We start from the raw sequence: 20,126 nt of genomic DNA, 5'->3' as shown, positions 1-20,126 counted from the left end.
TTTGTCCGATACCGTTTGGTTAAGTACCATTCATGATTGCCTCAATCCTGATTTTGGTAAAGCTTCAACCGCTTCGGGAAAAACATATCTGGTAGAATATTCTTCCCCCAATACCAATAAACCATTGCATTTAGGTCACCTCAGAAATAATTTTCTTGGTTATTCAGTCAGTGAAATACTTAAAGCGAATGGTCACCAGGTGATAAAAACACAAGTGATTAACGACCGCGGAATTCACATTTGTAAATCGATGCTGGCCTGGGAAAAATTCGGAAACGGAGAAACGCCTCAGAGTTCAGGATTAAAAGGAGATAAACTCGTTGGTAAATATTATGTAAAATTCGATTCGGCATTACGCGAGGAATTGAAGCCAATTTTAGCCGCCATTTATGAGCAACGGAATTTAGATTTGTTTGCGGATACCGAAAAAGAAAACGTTCAGAAACTGCTGGATAAGTTCGATCAAATTCAGGAAGCATTTCTTAAAGAAAAATCAGGATTTAATGCGGATGATTTCCAACTTTTCGGTGGAGAAATAGCAGGCATTGCCGGTGAATGTGCTCAAGAAAAATCCACGTTTAAATCGCTCTCCAAAGCATTTGAATCGGTAGAAAAGCCGGATGCAGCGCAAAAGGAATTGATTAAAAAAGTTAAAACGCTTGCATCGTTCGAATCGAAAATGGATGATGTAAAAGGTGAAATTAAAGAGATCGCTCAAAATAAAACCACATTGATGAAAGCAGCACAACAGATGCTTTTACAATGGGAAAAAGGCGATGAGCATACCATTGCGCTTTGGAAAAAAATGAATGGTTGGGTGTATGAAGGATTTGATGAAACCTACAAAACCATTGGGGTTGATTTTGACAAATTATATTATGAATCGGACACCTACCTGTTAGGAAAAGATCAGGTGATGGACGGATTGGCCAAAGGTGTTTTCTTTAAAAAAGAAGATGGTTCGGTATGGTGCGATTTAACCGCTGATGGTCTGGATGAAAAACTCGTATTAAGGGGAGATGGAACTTCAGTTTATATCACGCAGGATATCGGAACAGCCATTGAACGATTTAAGGATTTTCCTAGCATGAACGGTATGATTTATACTGTAGGAAATGAACAGGATTATCATTTTAAAGTACTGTTTCTCATTCTAAAAAAACTAGGTTACGAATGGGCTAATGAATTATTTCATTTATCGTACGGAATGGTAGATCTGCCTTCCGGAAAAATGAAATCGAGAGAAGGAACGGTGGTGGATGCGGATGATTTAGCACGTGAAATGCAGGATGAAGCGAAAGCTAAAACAACGGAACTCGGAAAATTAAATGAGGTTCCGGAAGAAGAACGTGATTTATTATTCCATACACTGGGAATGGGTGCTTTAAAATATTTTATTCTAAAAGTTGATCCCAAAAAACGAATGATGTTTAATCCGGCTGAATCAATCGATTTCCAGGGAAACACCGGTCCGTTTTTGCAGTATACCTACGCTAGAATCCGATCTATTTTACGCAAGGCGGACGTCAACACCGTTTCCGTTAAACAAGAAGGTTCCTTATTAGCGGAAGAAAAATCGGTATTGCTGTTATTGAACGAATTTCCGGAAGTGGTGAAAAATGCTGCGAAGGAATTGAGTCCCGCTTTAATTGGTAACTATGTGTATGAATTGGTAAAAACCTATAATCATTTTTATCAGTCGCTCACCATCCTGAAAGAAGAAGATGCCGATAAAAAAACATTGCGACTTGCATTATCCATTGCTACGGGCAATGTGGTAAAAACGGGATTGCAATTAATGGGTATTGGTGTTCCGGAGCGAATGTAATTATCCCAGGATTTTATCCTTCTTATAACCACGTTTAAAATGCGTCTCGATGAACTCGATGATGCGTCCTGCAATATCCACTTGTGTAGCGCCTTCGATACCTTCTAATCCGGGTGAGGAATTCACTTCGAGAATGAGTGGACCCTTTTTCGATTGAAGCATATCCACACCTGCCACATTTAATCCCATCGCTTTGGCGGCTAACAATGCAGCTCTGCGTTCTTCGCGGGTAATTTTTATGACTTCTGCCTTTCCTCCACGATGAAGATTACTGCGGAATTCACCTTCTAAACCTTGACGACGCATCGCCCCTACTACTCTTCCGCCTACAACGAAACAACGTAAATCTGCACCTTTTGCTTCCTGAATAAATTCCTGAATTAAGAATGAAGCATTCAATCCGTAAAACGCTTCAATGACCGATTTCGCAGAGTTTCTGGTTTCAGCCAATACAACTCCAATTCCTTGTGTTCCCTCCAATAGCTTAATCACCACCGGTGCACCTCCAACCAGATTTAATAAATTATCAATGTCCTTCGGATGATCCGCAAAAACTGTTTTCGGAATACCGATATCGTGTCGCGAAAAAATTTGTAAGGAACGTAGTTTATCTCTGGAGCGTGTAATGGATACGGATGAATTAATGCTGAATACCTTCATCATTTCGAACTGACGAACAACAGCTGTTCCGTAAAAAGTAACCGAAGATCCGATACGGGGAATGACTGCATCTATACCCGATAATTCTTGTCCCTTATAATACATACGAGGTTTACCATGCTCATTCACCATGGTACATTTCAAATGGTCTAACACCACAACATCATGACCACGAAGTTTTGCAGCTTCCACTAAACGGCGTGTGGAATACAGCTTCGGGTTCCGGGAAAGGATCGCGATTTTCATTCGTCAACAAAAATAAAATACGGGGAAAAGCCCTAAGGGCAGAACTAAAGATACAACAAGGAACGATAAAAAAATCAGGTAACGAAGAATTAATTTGGAGCAGGAGAACCCTCGCCCGACAACACAAAATTCCGACTCACATCCACCAGAAATCCTTTGCGCAATAACTTTCTTCCCAACAATACGGGGTACGACATCTTATCGCGGTTCGATAAGGTAAATTCAGTTAACCAAACTTCGGTACCAATCTTAACTTTCAGTTTAACCACGTACCTCGTTTGCGAAATACCATTTGAACTGGTGACTTTACGAACCGTAAATTTTTTAAAGCGCGTAACCTGAGAAGTTTTACGCAATAAATGCGCACATAAAACTTTCTTTTTACCCTCCAGTTCCACCCATACTTTTTCGCAGTGAATCGATGATGTTTTTGCACCCGTGTCTATACGTGCAAGCACATGCATTTTGTTAATTTCTTCGAAATCGACCTTTTCTTTACCACCTATCACTGTAGAATGGCTTTTCTTTAGCGTATGATTCATAGGACATTCGGAATTGAGATGTTAAAAATAAGTCAAAATGACATAAAGATTAACTCTGTTAACAATATGTGTTGCCCGGTTGATGAAAAAGGCCGAAATTTGCAGTCGAAATACGAGAAGTTAAACTGCTATGAAACACCTATTATTTAAACTCTTGCTGAGTGCGATATTTTCGTTTCTGCCGTTGTATGTATCGGTTAGTTATTTTTTCAGCAATACCAACAACAATGCCCGTTTTATCCCGGAACTCACGATTCAAAATGTGTATTCCGAATTAAAAAAACAGGGGATTGCACATCCTGAAGTGGTGTTAAAACAAGTTATTGCAGAAACCAAATGGCTGAATTGCAGGAATTGTTCACTTAAATTCAATAATCTCTTTGGTTTCTTAACCAAAAGCGGATACATGAAATTTGAGGACTGGACAGCTTCTGTTGCATACTATAAAAAATGGCAGGACAGTCAATATAAAGGTGGCGACTACTACCAGTTTTTATCCCGCATCGGTTATGCTACTGCGCCGAGCTATATTCGCTTATTGAAGCAAATCCGTATTCCGGAACTTATTTAAAGATTCCTCCGATTACAATCAGGTTGGGTAAAAACTCTTTTGAACGATTGCGTTCGATATCGAGCACGCTTTGTCCGAATGCTTGCATAAAGGGACGAGCAATCGTGGAATATTCATAGGTATCGTCGCCAATTACTTTATTCTTATTGGTATAAATGCGGGCAGAAATAAAGAATTCAGTATTCGATTGCATGTCCATTACATAAGCAACATCCGTAGTAAATCCATTAGCCCAACCTGCAATGTTAATGATGCGGTAACGATTTGGAATCGGATCTTTAGAATCGCCATTCAATAAAAAATTGGTATAGCCATCTTCGAGATAATCATATTGATTCGTTCTCATGCGTGTGATTTCACGCGGGTGATTTCCCAATAGGCGCAACAAAAAACGCTGTTCAAATTTCCCCATCCGGAATTGTTCGTTTTTAGGAAGCATATCATGAAACACCAAACGAATCATCATCTCATGCAAATCGGAAAGGGATACGAAATTATGATTTGAAAAATCACGTCCGCCCTTAAGCACCGCTTCACCTTCCATGTGTTTTTTACCCACCACCGTTCCTTTTAATTCCAGATTCTCCGCCATAACGCGACCCCGACTTCTTTCTTTCAGCAACACAGAAGATGAATCGGAAGTGAGAATACGAAAATCGGGACCAATAAAGCGCGATGTATCCGGACAATACATTAATCTTCGCACAATGCGTGATGAAGAAAAATTACATTCCTGCAATCGCTGATTGATGTAATCAATACCAACTACATCAAATAATTTATTGAACGATTCATTATCGCTATAGACCAGCATTGAACTTAGTAAATCGCGAAAACTCAATGGACTTTTCTGTGCAGAAATCCGAATGCTGGAGTTTGCTGCAATGAGGGTGTCGACCGGTAAACCTGGATTTACACTTTTTAAAAACTGAACAGGAATATGCAAACGGTCCGCTAATTGTCGCAATGTTTCCGACTCGGTTAAACGTTGATAGAGATGGTAATTGTTTTCATACACATGATCATTGCAAAATTTAACCGGACTGAATTCAATTAAAGATTCAGTAGTGGCTCCTTTGTAGAGCGACCAAATTTTTTCCATGGTAAAAATGGCCACCGGTAATTTCACGGTGCTTGCCGGATAGAAATAGGTGCTTGAGTCGCCATAATGGTAGCGCGTTAATTTCACCGGGTGATTGGTTTGATCGCGATCAATCCGTGTAACAATTAACTCTAAGCGATAATCTTTATGTTTACGAAATACCTTTTTGTATTGCGGCATGGATTTTTTTATGGTAGTCCAAAATGCAGAATTATCTGAAGCTTCTTCGCGCTGCTGAGCTCCGGTAATTAAAAACAAGCCTGTAAATACCAAAAATAAAATTAGCCTCATTGTTTCCGAATAAAAATTTGCTGACTCTGTTTTTTATCTGCGTAATGATATCCGAGGTGGAAGGGTAAATCGTGAATGGTAAATCCGGATTTATAGAGCGAGTCTAAATCCTTTTGAAAAACATAATCCTTAAAATCTTTTACCGGATGAATATACTCGCCAAATAAAATGGTCTCCCATTCCGAAGTATTTTTAAAATATTTATATGGAACTCCGGTATCATCCTGAAAAATGCTTGCACTACCCGATAAAATTCTATTTCTCAATGTAGCAAAGGTGGAATAATGCGGCATATAAGAGGCCGATTTAATCATGGTATTAAATTTTCCAATACCTGCCAGGTATTTATCGAAACCGGGACGAACCTTTTGTCCTTTTTCCGAAACATCCATCGAAAAATAAAACAGCTCTTTTAAAGTATCAGAATCAGGATGGCGAAAACGAAAGCGTACACCTTTTACCCAATTAGACGTATTTCCTACCAATAACGTATCGTGCAATACACCGGAAGTATCGATTCCTACCCCACTGCATTCAAGAATTTCATGTCCCGTTCTGGCAATAAAAACATAAAACACCGGCAAAACTCCACGTGCACGATTGCTTTTAAAATCCTCCTGCATGTGCGTTGTGATAAAATAACTTTTCCCGTAAATATCGCGAAGGGAATTATCTACACTTTGAAGGAATAACTCCCGGTTTTCTTTGTTCAATTGCAAAAGATCCGGCAGATCAATAATCGGCTCTAATGCACAAAAAATAAATGTAGTAGTACCCGGATATAGAATTTCAGGATGCAGGTAATCGGGTCCGCTTAACGGATAAAATAATGGCAATGTATCATTCACCCACAACTTAAAACTGTCCTTCGCCCATTGCTGCATGGGTTGAAGTCGTTCTTCCTTTAATGTATTCCAGTTTTTCTCCGACAATTCAGAATAGCGCTTCCAGAAATCTTCCTGTTCAAATGCAGAAAAGGCGGATCGTGCATTTTGTTTTAATCCCGAAATATAGCGTGCAGAAAAATCGACCAGCGAATCTTTATGGAAGGTTCTGCGCTCGTAACTTTCATGATTGACACTATCTTGTACTTTTTGCGGAGGAGCTGAGGTATTCTCCTCTGTTTTTTTCTCAGAAAAACAAGCTGCAAGAAAAATGGAAAAAAATAAAATGCGTTTCATGACTGAGCCGATTTTTTCCAGTGAACAATGCCGTAAATAATAAATCCAATCAGCATGGTGCTAAGGGAAAACCAAATAATTCCAAAATCTTTTTCTTCCAGCTCCTTGCTAACCATGTAATACAAAAACCATCCGTTAGCCAATAAAAAAACGATAGGCGCCAAAGGGAATAAGGGTGAATTGAATTTTCCTTCCACATTGGTTTTTCTCCAACGTAAGATGATTGCGCCCAATACCGTAAGCGAACTAAACACGGAAAGACTCACCGCGATGTAATTGATTACAAAATGGAAAGAGGAGGTCAGCACCATCGTAATCGCAATAGCTGCCTGTAAAATAATGGCGATGTAAGGAGAACCCAATTTGTTGGATCGGGTAAGTAAATTAAACACAGGATAATCTTTTCCGATTTGTTCATAGACACGCGGACCTGCAATAACCATTGCACTTAATGATGAGACAAGGGCAAAGGTGATTAATGCAGAAAAAACGGTTCCAATTCCCGAACCAAATAATTTATTGGCTACAATATTTCCCACATCCACTTCATCGAAATTCGGAGGTTTAACACCAATTTCCTCGAAGGTTCCCACCGTTAAAAACATACCGTTCAGTGCCACATATAAAACCGTTACGATGATTGTACCAAATAACAAAGACACCGGTAGATTTTTAGATGGATTTTCCAGCAACCCTGCAATATAGGTAGAGGCATTCCATCCGGAATAAGCATACATGATATAAGCAAGAGAAATGGCAAAGGCGGGACTCATAATTAAATCCCAATCTCCTTTTTGCGGTGTAAAGGAATAATTGGTTCCCACAAAATCACTCACCAGAAAAGGTGCAAGACAAAATAAAGCGATCAGCAATATTTTATAGATCGTTAAATATTTCTGAATCTCACCACCAATGCGAACACCGAATAATTGAATGGCAGAAACCAATACAATAAAGGTGACAGCAATAATCCGAATATCCTCTACTCCGATTACAGGAGAAAAATATTTTCCGATGGCTATAGCAACCACACAAATAGGCGCAGAAAAACCCGCAATGAGCGACATCCAACCAGATACAAATCCCAGTGAAGGGTGATAGATGTGCGATAAATAATTGTATTCACCTCCACTGCCCGGAATTCGGGTGGAAACTTCGGCATAGGACAATGCACCTGCTAATGCAATAATCCCTCCTATAAACCACAGGAAAAGAATTACAAAAGCAGAAGGTAATCCCCCCACCTGAAATCCGATGGATGTAAAAACACCCGTTCCAATCATATTGGCTACCACCATCGAAATGGCTACTGACCTGGTATATTTTTGTTGCGACATATAACGAAGATAAGCTTAAGGGAAATAAAAAGTGACAGGGAAGATAATTTTCACAAACAAAATGCTTTTAACAAACACCTGAAGAAATATTCCAATATTTGCAGACTTTAATCCATTATCTGCATGAAAACCTACGGACTGATTGGTTTCCCCCTTACCCATTCCTTTTCGAAAAGCTATTTCGAAAAAAAATTCGAATCCATGGGTCTAAAAGACCATCAGTACCAAAATTTCCCCATTGCCAACATTGCAGAAATTGAAGAATTGGTTGCCGGGAGAAATGATTTATTAGGACTCAACGTCACCATCCCCTACAAGGAAAGTGTAATTCCTTTTTTAGATGAGCTCGAACCGGAAGCAGAAAAAATTGGCGCTGTAAATACCATTCGCATCCTTCACAAAGGTGAAAAGGTTTTTACCACCGGTTACAATACAGATGTTTATGGTTTTGCCATGTCGCTGAAACCTTTTTTACTGAACACGCATCATCGTGCATTGATTTTAGGCACAGGTGGCGCATCAAAGGCTGTTGCGTATGTATTAAAAAAAATCGGAATCAGTTATGTGTTTGTATCACGCAGTGAAGGCAAAGGAAAAATTACCTGGAAGGAATTAAATGCTGATGTAATAAAAGCGCATCCATTAATTATAAATACCACCCCGGTAGGAACTTTCCCGAATGTGAATGATTGTCCCCCTCTACCCACAGAAGGTATTGGTCAGCAGCATTTAATTTTCGATTTAATTTACAATCCGGAAGAAACCTTATTATTAAAAAAGGCCAGGGAAAACGGGGCTGTTGTTTTAAACGGTTTAACCATGTTAAAACTGCAGGCCGAAAAAAGTTGGGAAATCTGGAATCTTTAATTTTTTTCTTCTATATTCATAGCATGCGATCAGCTCTTGCTATTTTATTTTTTGCATTCAGAATTTTTAGTTTTTCCTCTTGCTCCTCTTATCACCCGAGTGGAGTAAAGGATCATACGTCCACCATTTCCGGAGGTCCTCAACAAGCCTCTGCAGATTCTCTTATTTACCCCTACCGTAATCAATTATCGGCAAGTATGCAGGAGGTGATTGGTGTTTCCATTCATGAAATGAAAACGGAACGTCCGCAAGGCCGGCTTGGAAATTTTGTTGCAGATTTAGTTTATGCCTCTTTTTCAAAACTAGTAGTTGGTCGACACGATTCCACCGAATTTATTAAACCACATCTGGCCTTATTGAATACACGCGGATTACGCGCTGCCATTCCTCAAGGTGATATTACGGTAGAACGAATTTTTTCGGTGATGCCCTTTGAAAATGAAGTAGTGTTGGTGAAGTTAAAACTTGCTGATGTAATTAAAATGGCAGAGTACCTGGTACAAGTGGGTGGTCACCCCATCTCATTCAACGGAAGTCTGGTTGCCGTAGATGGAAAACTGCAATCGATGTTTATCAACGATAAAAGTATTCACGCTCTTGCTGAAGTGTGGATCATTACCAGTGATTATTTGGCAGAAGGCGGGGATGGAATGAATTTTTTCAGTGCTGCCGAAGAAATGATTTATACGGGACAAAAACTCAGAGATGTGATCATCCAATATATTCGGAGTGAAACGTCTCAGGGTAAAAAAATACAAGCAGAAACCGATGACAGAATCTTATTTTTCCGATAGCAGAAGATCCTTCATAAAAAAAGCGGGAATGGGATTAGCAGGTATGTTGCTGCTTCCCGAAATGGCTTTTTCTGCTGCTCCATCACCAAAAAGAAAAATCACTATTCTTCATACCAACGATATGCACAGCCATATCGATCCATTTCCTGCCGACGATCCGCAATATGCAGGATTAGGGGGAATGTCGCGCCGCGCTGCATTGATTGATAAAATCCGCAGTGAAGAAGAACTGGTATTGTTATTGGATAGCGGCGATATTTTTCAGGGCACACCTTATTTTAATTTTTTCGGAGGTGAGCCGGAGTTCAAATTAATGAGCGCCATGAAATACGATGCCGCTACGATGGGGAATCATGATTTTGATAATGGACTTGAAGGATTTCTGAAAATGCTTCCGCATGCTACTTTTCCATTTGTTTGTTCGAATTACGATTTTTCTGAAACTATTTTGAAAGGCAAGACGCTCTCTCATACCATCATCACCCGAGGTGGAATAAAAATCGGAATCTTTGGCCTTGGTGTTGAGTTAGATGGATTAGTTGCAAAAAAAAATTATGGAAAAACGAAGTATCTCGACCCTATTGCTGTAGCACAGCAAAAATCTGCTGAGCTGCGTAACCAACACCACTGCGATATGGTCATTTGTTTATCCCATTTAGGCTACTCATACAAAACAGAAAAAATATCTGATTTGAAATTGGCGGCAATGAGTAAAGGTATTGATCTGATTTTAGGGGGACATACCCACACATTCCTCGAAAAAGTGACTTTGGTTAAAAATGCTGATGGAAATCAGGTGATCGTAAATCAGGCCGGATGGGGTGGAATTCGATTAGGAAGAATTGATATAGAATTTGAAAAATCCCCGAAAAACCTAGGTCTTGTGGGAGATTTTGCGTATATTTCAAGTACTAACAAAGATGTTTGCTAATTCTCTCAAAAAAAACTTTTCATAAAATCAAGCGCTTTTGAACTTTTTTTTACACTTTTTTATGTAAATATTTGCTTGAGTTGAGCGGTTAGAATATCAAATATTCTATATTCGCAACCCCGTTGAACAAACGGGCAACAGAACAAGGAACCGAACACAACCATATAACACAACAACGAATGAAGAAAAATCACGAGACTGTCTGGAAGAGTTGTCTGGAAATTATCCGCGACAATGTGAGCCTGCAAAGTTTCAAAACGTGGTTTGAGCCTATCAAACCTTTGAAACTTGAAAACAATGTGCTTACCATCCAGGTTCCCTCTCAATTTTTCTACGAGTGGTTAGAGGAGCATTATATTACGCTACTCAAAAAAACGATCAAAAAGGAACTTGGTGCTGAAGGACGCCTGGAGTATTCCATTGTTATGGAAAATAACTATGGATCCACATCGCCCTACACCGTTAAGATCCCTACGACGAACACCAAAGCATTGAAGAATCCGCCACTTTCGATGCCGTTGGACATCAGCTCCAACCCTATCAAGAATCCGTTTATTATACCGGGTTTGAGGAAGGTTAATGTGGATTCTAATCTTAACCCCAACTACTCGTTTGAAAATTTTGTTGAAGGAGACTGTAATCGTCTGGCACGTTCTGCCGGATATGCTGTTGCCAACAAACCGGGAGGAACTGCATTTAATCCATTACTCATTTACGGAGGAGTTGGATTAGGGAAAACTCACCTCGCACATGCGATTGGTATTTCCATTAAGAATCAGTTCCCCAATAAAACGGTATTGTATGTTTCTTCCGAGAAATTTACGCACCAGTTTATTGATGCCGTGAAAAACAACACCACCAACGATTTCATTCATTTCTATCAGATGATGGATGTATTGATCATTGATGATGTACAGTTTTTCGCAGGTAAAGAACGTACACAGGATGTGTTCTTCCACATCTTTAATCACCTTCACCAAAGTGGAAAACAATTGGTGCTTACTTCTGATAAACCACCGGTAGAAATGCAGGGAATGGAGCAACGTCTTCTTTCTCGTTTCAAATGGGGATTATCAGCGGATCTTCAGGCTCCAAGTCTCGAAACGCGTATCGCTATTCTGGAAAAGAAAATGTATGCCGACGGTATCGAGCTTCCGCGTGAAGTAGTGGAATACCTGGCCTACTCCATCACCACCAATATCCGCGAACTCGAAGGCGCTTTGATTTCATTGATTGCTCAGTCTTCATTGAACAAAAAAGCCATCACGCTGGATCTTGCCAAGCAAATGATCGACAAATTCGTGAAGAATACCGCTCGCGAAGTATCGATCGATTATATCCAAAAAGTGGTGTGCGATTATTTCGATCTTCCAATCGAATTATTGAAATCGAAAACACGTAAACGCGAAGTGGTGCAGGCTCGTCAGATTGCCATGTTCTTTGCTAAGAAAATGACTAAATCTTCATTGGCAAACATCGGTATGCACTGTGGCGGTAAAGATCATGCTACCGTACTTCATGCCTGCCGCACCGTGAATAATCTGGTGGAAACCGATAAACAATTCCGTGGTTACATCGAAGAGCTCGAGAAAAAACTCAGCATTCAGTAATTCACTCTAAAAAATAGGAAAAGGCTACTCTTGGAGTAGCCTTTTTTTATGGACAAAATTGATTTTTACGCAGGAGATTGTTCACTTATTTACAGATTTTCATTCTAACAGGACACCTCTTTGTTTATTTTTGAAACCTAATTCTGAATTTATGACGCTGCACCGCGAAGGATACCTGATTATGCTGATTGCATTTTTTATTACCGGAGGAATTGCCTCAGGTGTTTATTTTATGCCTGAAAGCCTGCTCTGGCTGAAGATTTTCCTTTGGGTGGGACTTTTCATCCTTTTTTACCTGATCGTTCAATTTTTCCGCGTTCCAAAGCGAATTATCACCCAGGGTGAAGATTTAGCTGTTTGTCCCGCCGACGGCAAAGTGGTGGTGATTGAAGAAGTGATGGAAACGGAGTTCTTTAATGAGAAGCGCATTCAGGTGAGTATTTTTATGAGTCCAATGAATGTCCACGTCAACTGGTTTCCCATTGGCGGAACGGTTTGTTATTCGAAATACCACGCAGGAAAATACCTGGTGGCCTGGCATCCGAAATCGTCGACAGAAAACGAGCGCACAACGGTTGTGGTAGAAGATCACAAAGGAAGAAAAGTATTATTTCGTCAGATCGCCGGAGCGATGGCGCGTCGCATTGTGAATTATGCCAAAGAAGGAAATAAAGCAGAACAGGCCAGGGAATTCGGATTTATAAAATTCGGATCGCGGGTGGATATTTTTCTTCCGCTGGATGCAGAAATTTTAGTTCAGCTCAATCAGAAAACCACCGGATCGGTTACTCCATTGGCAAAACTGAAATAAAGGAATTCATTGAATTTAAACCGAACTTAATTTCCGTTTAAATAATCGCGCAGGTATTCGTAACGTGGAGTAAGATCTCCGTTTTTACAAATGGTGGCGCGTTCAAGAATTTGATCTTTGTCGTTACCCAACAACAAAGGAATAATTTCCTCACTCAAAATTTTACCGAAATCACGACTCGCATCGCGTGGTAATTCGCAGGGAAGATTATCAACGGCCATCACACCAATGGTGTGCGGTGCATAAAAATCGGCTTCTTCGCCCGTCTTTGGATCATAACCGTAAAACGGATCTGCAATGGTGGAAGAACGCAATGTGGAGGCTATAGGTTCTCCTATATCACAGGAGATATCGGAGATAATACGAATGCGGAATTTCGGATCGAGGTAATCTTCTTTCACCAAAATCTGAGGTGCACGGCGATCCCAAAAGTGACAAGGAATATACATGTCGGCCTCACGTGCCCATTTGAGAAAATCCGATTCGAAAGCAGACGGATCAGTATAGAATTTTTTCTTATCGAATTCGGAACCATCCTTGCTTTTGTTATAATCACCCACGTGCAAAACAGTGTACACCGGTTGAGAAAATTTACCCACTAAAAAATCATGCGCTTTCACTTCTTTCATTCCTAGGGTATGCAAAACTTCGAGACATCCACCACCAACGCGACCGGATCCTGTAACTACAATTTTATATCCGGGAGGAAGAATTACTTTTTTTAATTCGGCATCCATTTCCTTGCGATCGAAACATTCATGCGCAGGCTTTAAATGGAATACACCAAATTTCTCACCGAAGGTGCGGAAAGCATTGTAACAACCAACAATACCTGCATATCTTCCAAATGCAATAATGCGGTTTCCATTGGTATCTGTTAAGGTTTCATAATCGATCATGGTAATATTCAGATCGATCATTTTTTTGAGAAGCTTACGATTGTGCGCTTGTTTTTTAATGGTGTGTGAAAAGAAAAAATACGTTTTATCTGCAATCAATTCGTTCATGGGGACTTCCTTAATTCCCATCAACACATCACACTCATTCATTTTGTCGGACAACACCAATCCCTGCTCCTCATATTCCGAATCCGGAAAACAACGCTTCACACTTGGTTCAATAAGAATATCGAACTCGGGATGTTGTTTCATTACTTCCACACATTGTGATGGGGTAAGCGGCACTCGTTTATCGGGTGGTACTTTTCCCTCGCGGATAATACCCAACGTAATTTTCCTTTCCATGTCACAAAAATAATCGGATTCGCGTGTATAAATACTAACAGGAACTAAAATCTGATGTAAAAAATACAACAGGTATAGCAGAGCTAAAAACCTGACAAATCGTCCGCAATTTCACGCACTCTTTTTGATTTTTCCCTTTTTGCAGGCTTTTTGATGTATCTTTGTAGTGTTCTTTCACATTTGGGGCCGACCGGCTTTGACAGCGGGTTGGAGTTTCAAGCAAGCATGTCGTGCCATGGAAAAATGCACGTTAATCAGCTTTCCAAACTATAAATGGCGAAAATAACTACGCTCTCGCTGCTTAATTCACAGAAGTGAATTTCGCTTAATCCCGCACCAGGTGTGGGACGAGGACACTTCTCTCCTGCTCCGCCCGTTAGTGGGAGATCCAGAGGTGCCGAGCTTTCGGGATAAGCGGTCCGGCGTTTCGGAGGATCGACGAAAAACTTTAGAAACTAAGCGCAAAATTGGAGGTTGCATTCCGGCTTTGCGACGAAAATCAATTTGCAAATAAACATGTAGAAACCTTGCGGCTTCCCTGATTGGACGAGGGTTCGACTCCCTCCGGCTCCACCCGGCGGGAAATTTGCAGATTGTCTGTCAAATTTCCCGCTTTTTTATTTTCAGACCCCTTGGCACACCTAAGAACCAGAAGAAGGGCCGGATGAAGCGAAGGTGTTCGACATTTCCCATTTTCAATTTCCAGTCTTTCCGGAAAAATCGAACAAAGCAGCTTGCTTTTTCCATGTACATCTAGGCTTAGGTATAACTCCCTGATTCCTTTAGAGAGCTTTATGGCATTTTTTATTTTTTGATCGACACTACTTCTATCCTCCTCCAGTTTTATTATCTCATCGCGCTGTTTTTTTTTGTCTTTGTCTAAAGAATCCTTTAATGACCGAAATTCTTCAATGGACAATGACCGATCAAGGAAAAGTTCTTCCAAGTTCTTAATTCTTTTTTCGGTTTCAGCGAGCTGTTTAGAATGTATTTCCTTTTTGCGTGCTCTTTCTGCAGCAGATCCGTTAAAATATTTTTTCATTATTTTTTCGAACACTCTTTCGGCATTTTGCGTTAGTTCAATTTCCCTCAGTACATTTTCAATGACCAAATTTGCGTAATCAGCACGTACTCGCAATTGCTTACAATGGTTGCAATGGTAATAGTAGTATCCTCTTCCCGATTTGCCTTTCGAAGCACTTCCTGTAAGATTGTTTCCACAATGGTGGCATTTGTAAATCCCACGCAAAGGTAGAGCTTCGTCTTTCGTAGTAGCTTTCACACGATTTGAATGTTGAGAGGCAATATTTAACCTTTCCTGAACTGCAAAAAACAAAGACTCATTGACAATTGCTTCATGTTTTGCATCAATCAATTGATCAGTACAATTTAAATCACCTTTAATTAAAATTTTCCCAACATAAAGGGGATTTCTCAATAAGATCGATAATCGTGTTTTATCAATTTTATATCCAAATTGATCCATTGCCATTCGGATACATTCTTGTTGATTAAAGCCGTCTTCAATCCACATAAATAGACGTTTAATCATAGGTGCATCTGAATTTGGGATCATTTGCGTTTTCCCATTTTGTTCCCTTACCCTACAATATCCTCTAGGAATGGCTCCAACCCATCTCCCCTCCTTTAATGCACCCTTAATACCACCCGTTATTTTTATCGACCGGCGATCATTTTCAATCTCTGGAATTGCAAGATAAAATGCCAGCATGGCCTTATTCTCCGGAATACTTAAGTCAATGGGTTGTTCTGTGGCTTGTGGCTCGATACCAAGGCGCTTAAGTACACCAAGCATCTCATAAGCATCTGCTGTGTTGCGTGAGAATCTATCCCATGATGTAAATAACAATAAATCGATTTTCCCCTTGTTGGACTTAGCAAATCGTAGAAACTCTTTAAAGGCAGGACGGTCGAAAGACTTTGCGGAATGATCTTCTTTAAAGGTGTAAACGATTTCTATGTTGTTACGGACACAATAACCTGTAAGTGCATCGATTTGAACATCTAAGGAGTATCCCTTGGCTTGTTCATCACTACTTACCCTGCCCATGATGGCGGCTCTTTTTATCTTGCTCATTTGATTCCTTTTTTTGGTGTTGTTTAAAAATCTCAGCCCATTGTTCAAAGAGCTTCTCGACTAACTTAGTTTCATCTTCATTTAGTTTTCTTTCAGCTTTACATTTTTGTTTCATTTAAGGTCTTGATACAGATTAGACCTCACGCTTGTTGAGTATCTACTCCCGAACACATTACCTTGCCTTATGCAATAGTTACTTCCATTTACGTGTATTGGTGCAATGCACTACATTTCCGTTTTCGGTTTTTAAGACGATTTCTTGATATCCATTTATTGCGATTAAGTCTGCTATGCGTGTCGCATTTGTGACCTTTTGAACTTCTGTAAAGGATGCTTTTGTGATCTGACCGTTCTTATTGCATGAAACGGTAATCTCTTGATAACGCCCCGAACGGATTCTTTCCAAGACCTCAAGTTCCTTTTCATCAATTACACCATTTGCCAGTAAATACTTTTTTGGCTCAAGCCCAAGTAAAACATCACTTAAAATCTTTGAAAGACTGACGCACACATGAGGCACTTGTTTAAACTCATGCCATTTCATCAAGTAAAAGTTATCTTTTTGATCCTTCAAGTCCTCGATCATGAACTCTCCTTTGGCATTTACCAATAATGAAACGGTTCGATCAAAGGTGAATCCTGTTAATACCAAAAGGTAGAAGACGGAGAACTCATATCTCTTTTTATCAAAGAAGTCCTCCTCGACTAAACCTTGGCTCCAGATTCCATCTTTAATGCTTTCAATGGCATTCGAATTCATCTCTTTGAAATATTCATTTGGACTCTGAGGTGATAACATGAGCACCATAAGCTTTCGGATGTTGTCCCATGGATAACCAAGACTGGTTAAGTCCCTTACAAGACATACCCATATGTAATCTACAATGGTGTATTCACGGTTTTGATTCGGAAGCCCCACAACAGGAACCAATCCTTTGGACTCCCAGTGCTTTATCATATATCCGGGCACCCCCGAATTGGAATAAGGAATAGACCTCTTGCTTAAAGCCTCCATTTTGGCAAGGGAGCCCTTTAGGGACTCTTTGAGAAATTTTTCATTCATCATGTTGCAAATATAGTAAACTATCATACATTTGTGTACTATGTTAACAAAAAAGGAAAGGTGAGAATTATCAAAAACTCAAGTCCCTCAAGCAAGTGCAAATTCTGTGAGAAGTCCTTTACGGCTCATGATGAAAATGTCTTGTATTGTGATAGCTGTATTGCCATTCGTAAGAGCCCCATGAATATGCCAAGTGATGATCATGACGAAAAGATCATAGACTTGGTATCACTTCATTGGCATTTGGATGCCATGCTTAAGGATCATGACAACCTTATCATGGACTCCTTTCAATGTCTTCGTGTTTCTGTTGACTTTCTTCAAATGAAAATACCTGTGTATCGATATCCTAAAGAGAGATACTTGAGTGGCGTCATCGGAGACATAAGAATGGCAAAGTTTATCCCAAAGCATGATAGGTGGAATACTAGACCTCAAGACCGCGAGTGCTTGGTCCAAATACAAAGAGTCAAGGAAAGTCCTTCCGTTAAGCATAGATATAAGGACTCCGAATTGCTTTATATCATGTTTGGACATCATCAGTCAAACCATGCCTTATTATATAACCTTATGAAAGGTGATTACCATGAAAACTAAAAACAACCACAAAGCACAAGTAAATGCCCTCATAAAGGACTTACTTGATTTGCACTTGAAAAGACGTAATCTTTCATTTGATGCTGCATTTGATCTTTTTGAAAAACAAAAGGCACTGCAAACGCTTTATTATGAGCTTTCGCCCAAATCAAGTAAAAAACAAGAATACGTCGAAATGGAAATGACTGAAACCGACAAACAGAAATTGTACTTACAATGCGCAAGTGTAATCTGTTATGATGCACGACCATGTATTTCGTTTTGCGGCACTTCCATTCGTTTTTATGCAAATAAACTTCAACAATTACTCATTGAGGAACTGTTCGCCGGAATATGGTCAAGTTATCTCCAAGAGCGTCATGCATTAATGGTGGCAACCATTTTAAAACATGACTTGGAATGTAAACAGCCAAACCCGAAGCTGAAGGAAAGAAAGGTCAGTCAAAAAACGTTGAATAAGGCTTTGGAATACGCAAAAATTGCCTAAGCTTTCAAAGTCAAAATCGTGAAACTATTGATTTTATTGAGTTCCATAAAAACGGAGGTGACAATTCGGTAAAAATTTTTACTCGTAAAACAACCATATGGTTTACCATGAAAGAGAAAACAAATGGTCAAATGGCTAACTAAACCAAGTATAGTTTTATGGTTAAGAAGATCCAATAAATCACCCCTTGCCAATTGCATGAACAAATGAACCACACTATATTTGTGTAAATACATAGACGAAACAGACACTCAAGACAAAGACATATTTTAAAATATAGCGGTTACTAATTCCTTGCTCCTTAAATCTGGAAAATTTACAGCAAACTGGGAATAAAGTAAGTCCGCTCACGTAAGGCGTGGGCAACTACTTTATTTGTTTGCGGGCTTTCCAGAGCCTAAGGAGCAGATAGGTATGTGAGCCCACGCTGCTTTTTAAGTCTAACCGTCATCAAGGGCTCGGATGACACAAAAACTTTCAAAATGAAAAAGTTTTTTATGATTACGGGTCTTCTAATGATGACCGCCATGATGATTACGAGCTGCTCCAAAGAAAAGCAACTCGAAAGAAGAATGTTTAAAAAGGGAGGAGATTGGAATGTAGCCTCCCTCAGAAGCATTGAGTACGAAGACGGTGTTCTACTCTATGACGACAACTACACCAATTGCGGAACATTCCACTTTGGTAAAGACGGCAAAGGAAATTACACCATTAATGTTGCCGGTATGACCGACTCCGGAAATTTTACCTGGTCGAATGACGAAACAAAAATCACCATTGATGCAGATGTGTACACCGTTGTAAAAAATGAAAAAGACGCAGTAACCATCAAATACACCGAAACCTATTACGATTCCGGTTTTCAGTATAACTACGAAGAAACCATCGCCCTTGAGCGAAAATGACCAAAAATAGTTTTAAAGTTTGCCAAGCCAGATCGAAAGGTCTGGCTTTAGTGTTTTATATTAGTAAGACATAATCACCCGAAACGGGTAGTTATGGATGCATTTATCAGACTTATACAATCGTTATAGGGCATTTTAAAAAAGACGACCGTGAAAACGAAACTTCTCATATTCATAATAATTTTTCTTCCGACAGTCGTGTTCGGACAAAAGAAATATAAGCATAAGTATAGACAGCACTTGACAAGTCAGGAATCAAACTTTACCTCCAAAACAACAGACACCATTCTGCAGACAGACAAAAGTATTTTGACATTTCAAATCTTGGACAATAAAGGAGATGCAATACCATTTGCAAACATTACAATTAGAAACAGCGTAACAGACACAACAATTCACTCTGATTTTGATGGTTTTGTTTCAATTAAATTGAGTTCGGGAACCTTTTCTATTACGATTTTTAGTCTACAGTTTACACCCATCACGCTTGACAACTTTATCGTAAAAGAAAATACAAAAACAGATATCAAAACATCTTTAGGACTTTCAAATGCTTTGAGAATTGCATTAATTTACAGTATTAGAAAATTGACAGATGAAGAAATTAAGAAAATAGTTGATGACCTTAGTAATGACAAAGAAGAAAGCGAGTTAATTAAAAATAAAACCTGTTATATAATGTGGGAAATATAATGATAGAAAGAAAAACGCCCTATAACAGCACCTACCCAAAAGGCGGGGTTTCGTGTTCCAAAGACACCTTTGTGGTTAATGGAAGTTTAGTTTTTCAAATCAAGTTTTGTGGTAAAAGTCCCGCCCTTCGGGTAGCCGCAAAACGTTAGCGGCAATACCCTTTTTAGGCCAATTTGGGCGTATATGGATGACTACAATCAGCGCTATTTTTTTTACTGTAAAATGAAATTCATCTTTTTCAATTCTATTTCTTAGTAAAAAGGCAACC

Annotated in this window: 17 protein-coding genes, 1 other RNA gene and 1 pseudogene; 11 read left to right on the top strand and 8 right to left on the bottom strand. The window is 39.5% G+C overall.

Translation table 11 applies throughout. From position 1 onward, the window contains the following. Positions 1 to 250 precede the first annotated feature (250 nt). The gene (gene argS, locus K1X56_01500; GenBank protein MBX7093365.1) at positions 251 to 1,828 is read left to right on the top strand and encodes an arginine--tRNA ligase; all 1,578 of its coding nucleotides are present in this window, start codon (positions 251 to 253) and stop codon (positions 1,826 to 1,828) included. On the opposite strand, the gene rimK is transcribed toward argS, so the two are convergent. Together rimK and K1X56_01490 are read right to left on the bottom strand one after the other, a co-directional pair. Then, positions 1,829 to 2,734, bottom strand: a complete 906-nt coding sequence (rimK, locus tag K1X56_01495; protein MBX7093364.1) for a 30S ribosomal protein S6--L-glutamate ligase — start codon at positions 2,732 to 2,734, stop codon at positions 1,829 to 1,831. A gap of 89 nt (positions 2,735 to 2,823) precedes the next feature. Next, complete coding sequence (locus tag K1X56_01490; protein ID MBX7093363.1) at positions 2,824 to 3,276, bottom strand: ATP-dependent zinc protease; 453 nt, start codon at positions 3,274 to 3,276, stop codon at positions 2,824 to 2,826. A gap of 130 nt (positions 3,277 to 3,406) precedes the next feature. On the opposite strand from K1X56_01490, the gene K1X56_01485 reads away from it, so the two are divergent. After that, on the top strand, positions 3,407 to 3,847 hold the full coding sequence (locus tag K1X56_01485; protein MBX7093362.1) for a glucosaminidase domain-containing protein: 441 nt from the start codon (positions 3,407 to 3,409) through the stop codon (positions 3,845 to 3,847). On the opposite strand, the gene K1X56_01480 is transcribed toward K1X56_01485, so the two are convergent. The 3 genes from K1X56_01480 to K1X56_01470 are packed head-to-tail and all read right to left on the bottom strand — an operon-like array spanning position 3,840 to position 7,758. Next, positions 3,840 to 5,240 (bottom strand): class A beta-lactamase-related serine hydrolase, encoded by a 1,401-nt coding sequence (locus K1X56_01480; protein ID MBX7093361.1) that lies wholly within the window; start codon positions 5,238 to 5,240, stop codon positions 3,840 to 3,842. The genes K1X56_01485 and K1X56_01480 overlap by 8 nt on opposite strands. Next, a complete protein-coding gene (locus tag K1X56_01475) occupies positions 5,237 to 6,421 on the bottom strand; it encodes a hypothetical protein (protein ID MBX7093360.1) in 1,185 nt (394 codons plus the stop codon). The genes K1X56_01480 and K1X56_01475 overlap by 4 nt, the downstream gene beginning before the upstream one ends. After that, on the bottom strand, positions 6,418 to 7,758 hold the full coding sequence (locus K1X56_01470; protein ID MBX7093359.1) for an amino acid permease: 1,341 nt from the start codon (positions 7,756 to 7,758) through the stop codon (positions 6,418 to 6,420). Before K1X56_01470 ends, K1X56_01475 begins: the two co-directional genes overlap by 4 nt. 123 nt (positions 7,759 to 7,881) lie before the next feature. Here K1X56_01470 and K1X56_01465 point away from each other — a divergent pair, with 123 nt between their 5' ends. The 5 genes from K1X56_01465 to K1X56_01445 all read left to right on the top strand — a co-directional run bounded on the left by K1X56_01465 (position 7,882) and on the right by K1X56_01445 (position 12,771). After that, on the top strand, positions 7,882 to 8,625 hold the full coding sequence (locus tag K1X56_01465) for a shikimate dehydrogenase (GenBank protein ID MBX7093358.1): 744 nt from the start codon (positions 7,882 to 7,884) through the stop codon (positions 8,623 to 8,625). Positions 8,626 to 8,648: 23 nt separating this feature from the next. Next, complete coding sequence (locus tag K1X56_01460) at positions 8,649 to 9,419, top strand: 5'-nucleotidase C-terminal domain-containing protein (protein ID MBX7093357.1); 771 nt, start codon at positions 8,649 to 8,651, stop codon at positions 9,417 to 9,419. Beyond that, positions 9,394 to 10,350 carry a metallophosphatase gene (locus K1X56_01455; protein ID MBX7093356.1) on the top strand — a complete coding sequence of 319 codons (957 nt, stop codon included), beginning with the start codon at positions 9,394 to 9,396 and terminating at the stop codon, positions 10,348 to 10,350. Before K1X56_01460 ends, K1X56_01455 begins: the two co-directional genes overlap by 26 nt. Positions 10,351 to 10,529: 179 nt before the next feature. After that, positions 10,530 to 11,960: a chromosomal replication initiator protein DnaA gene (gene dnaA, locus K1X56_01450; GenBank protein MBX7093355.1), complete on the top strand. Its 1,431-nt coding sequence runs from the start codon at positions 10,530 to 10,532 to the stop codon at positions 11,958 to 11,960. Positions 11,961 to 12,111: 151 nt separating this feature from the next. Beyond that, positions 12,112 to 12,771, top strand: a complete 660-nt coding sequence (locus K1X56_01445) for a phosphatidylserine decarboxylase family protein (GenBank protein ID MBX7093354.1) — start codon at positions 12,112 to 12,114, stop codon at positions 12,769 to 12,771. Positions 12,772 to 12,797: 26 nt separating this feature from the next. Here K1X56_01445 and K1X56_01440 read toward each other — a convergent pair whose 3' ends face one another. Further along, positions 12,798 to 14,003, bottom strand: coding sequence for an NAD(P)-dependent oxidoreductase (locus K1X56_01440; GenBank protein ID MBX7093353.1), 1,206 nt, complete (start codon positions 14,001 to 14,003; stop codon positions 12,798 to 12,800). A 194-nt stretch (positions 14,004 to 14,197) separates the two neighbouring features. Between K1X56_01440 and ssrA the strand changes: the two genes are divergently transcribed. Next, positions 14,198 to 14,591, top strand: a transfer-messenger RNA (tmRNA) gene (ssrA, locus tag K1X56_01435). 1,057 nt (positions 14,592 to 15,648) lie between these two features. Here the strand turns inward: ssrA and K1X56_01430 are convergent. Together K1X56_01430 and K1X56_01425 are read right to left on the bottom strand one after the other, a co-directional pair. Then, positions 15,649 to 16,113 (bottom strand): annotated as a pseudogene (locus tag K1X56_01430) (recombinase family protein). A 193-nt stretch (positions 16,114 to 16,306) separates the two neighbouring features. Further along, a complete protein-coding gene (locus K1X56_01425) occupies positions 16,307 to 17,179 on the bottom strand; it encodes a MerR family transcriptional regulator (GenBank protein MBX7093352.1) in 873 nt (290 codons plus the stop codon). 583 nt (positions 17,180 to 17,762) lie between these two features. On the opposite strand from K1X56_01425, the gene K1X56_01420 reads away from it, so the two are divergent. From K1X56_01420 to K1X56_01410, 3 genes are all read left to right on the top strand, one after another. Further along, positions 17,763 to 18,260, top strand: coding sequence for a hypothetical protein (locus tag K1X56_01420; GenBank protein ID MBX7093351.1), 498 nt, complete (start codon positions 17,763 to 17,765; stop codon positions 18,258 to 18,260). A gap of 482 nt (positions 18,261 to 18,742) precedes the next feature. Next, the gene (locus K1X56_01415; protein MBX7093350.1) at positions 18,743 to 19,165 is read left to right on the top strand and encodes a hypothetical protein; all 423 of its coding nucleotides are present in this window, start codon (positions 18,743 to 18,745) and stop codon (positions 19,163 to 19,165) included. Between the two features lie 198 nt (positions 19,166 to 19,363). Next, positions 19,364 to 19,858 (top strand): hypothetical protein, encoded by a 495-nt coding sequence (locus tag K1X56_01410; GenBank protein MBX7093349.1) that lies wholly within the window; start codon positions 19,364 to 19,366, stop codon positions 19,856 to 19,858. The last annotated feature ends 268 nt before the right edge of the window (positions 19,859 to 20,126 follow it).

This window comes from Flavobacteriales bacterium (assembly GCA_019694795.1).
Lineage (GTDB): Bacteria > Bacteroidota > Bacteroidia > Flavobacteriales_D > UBA2798 > UBA2798.
This window is presented reverse-complemented; position numbering and strand designations above follow the sequence as displayed.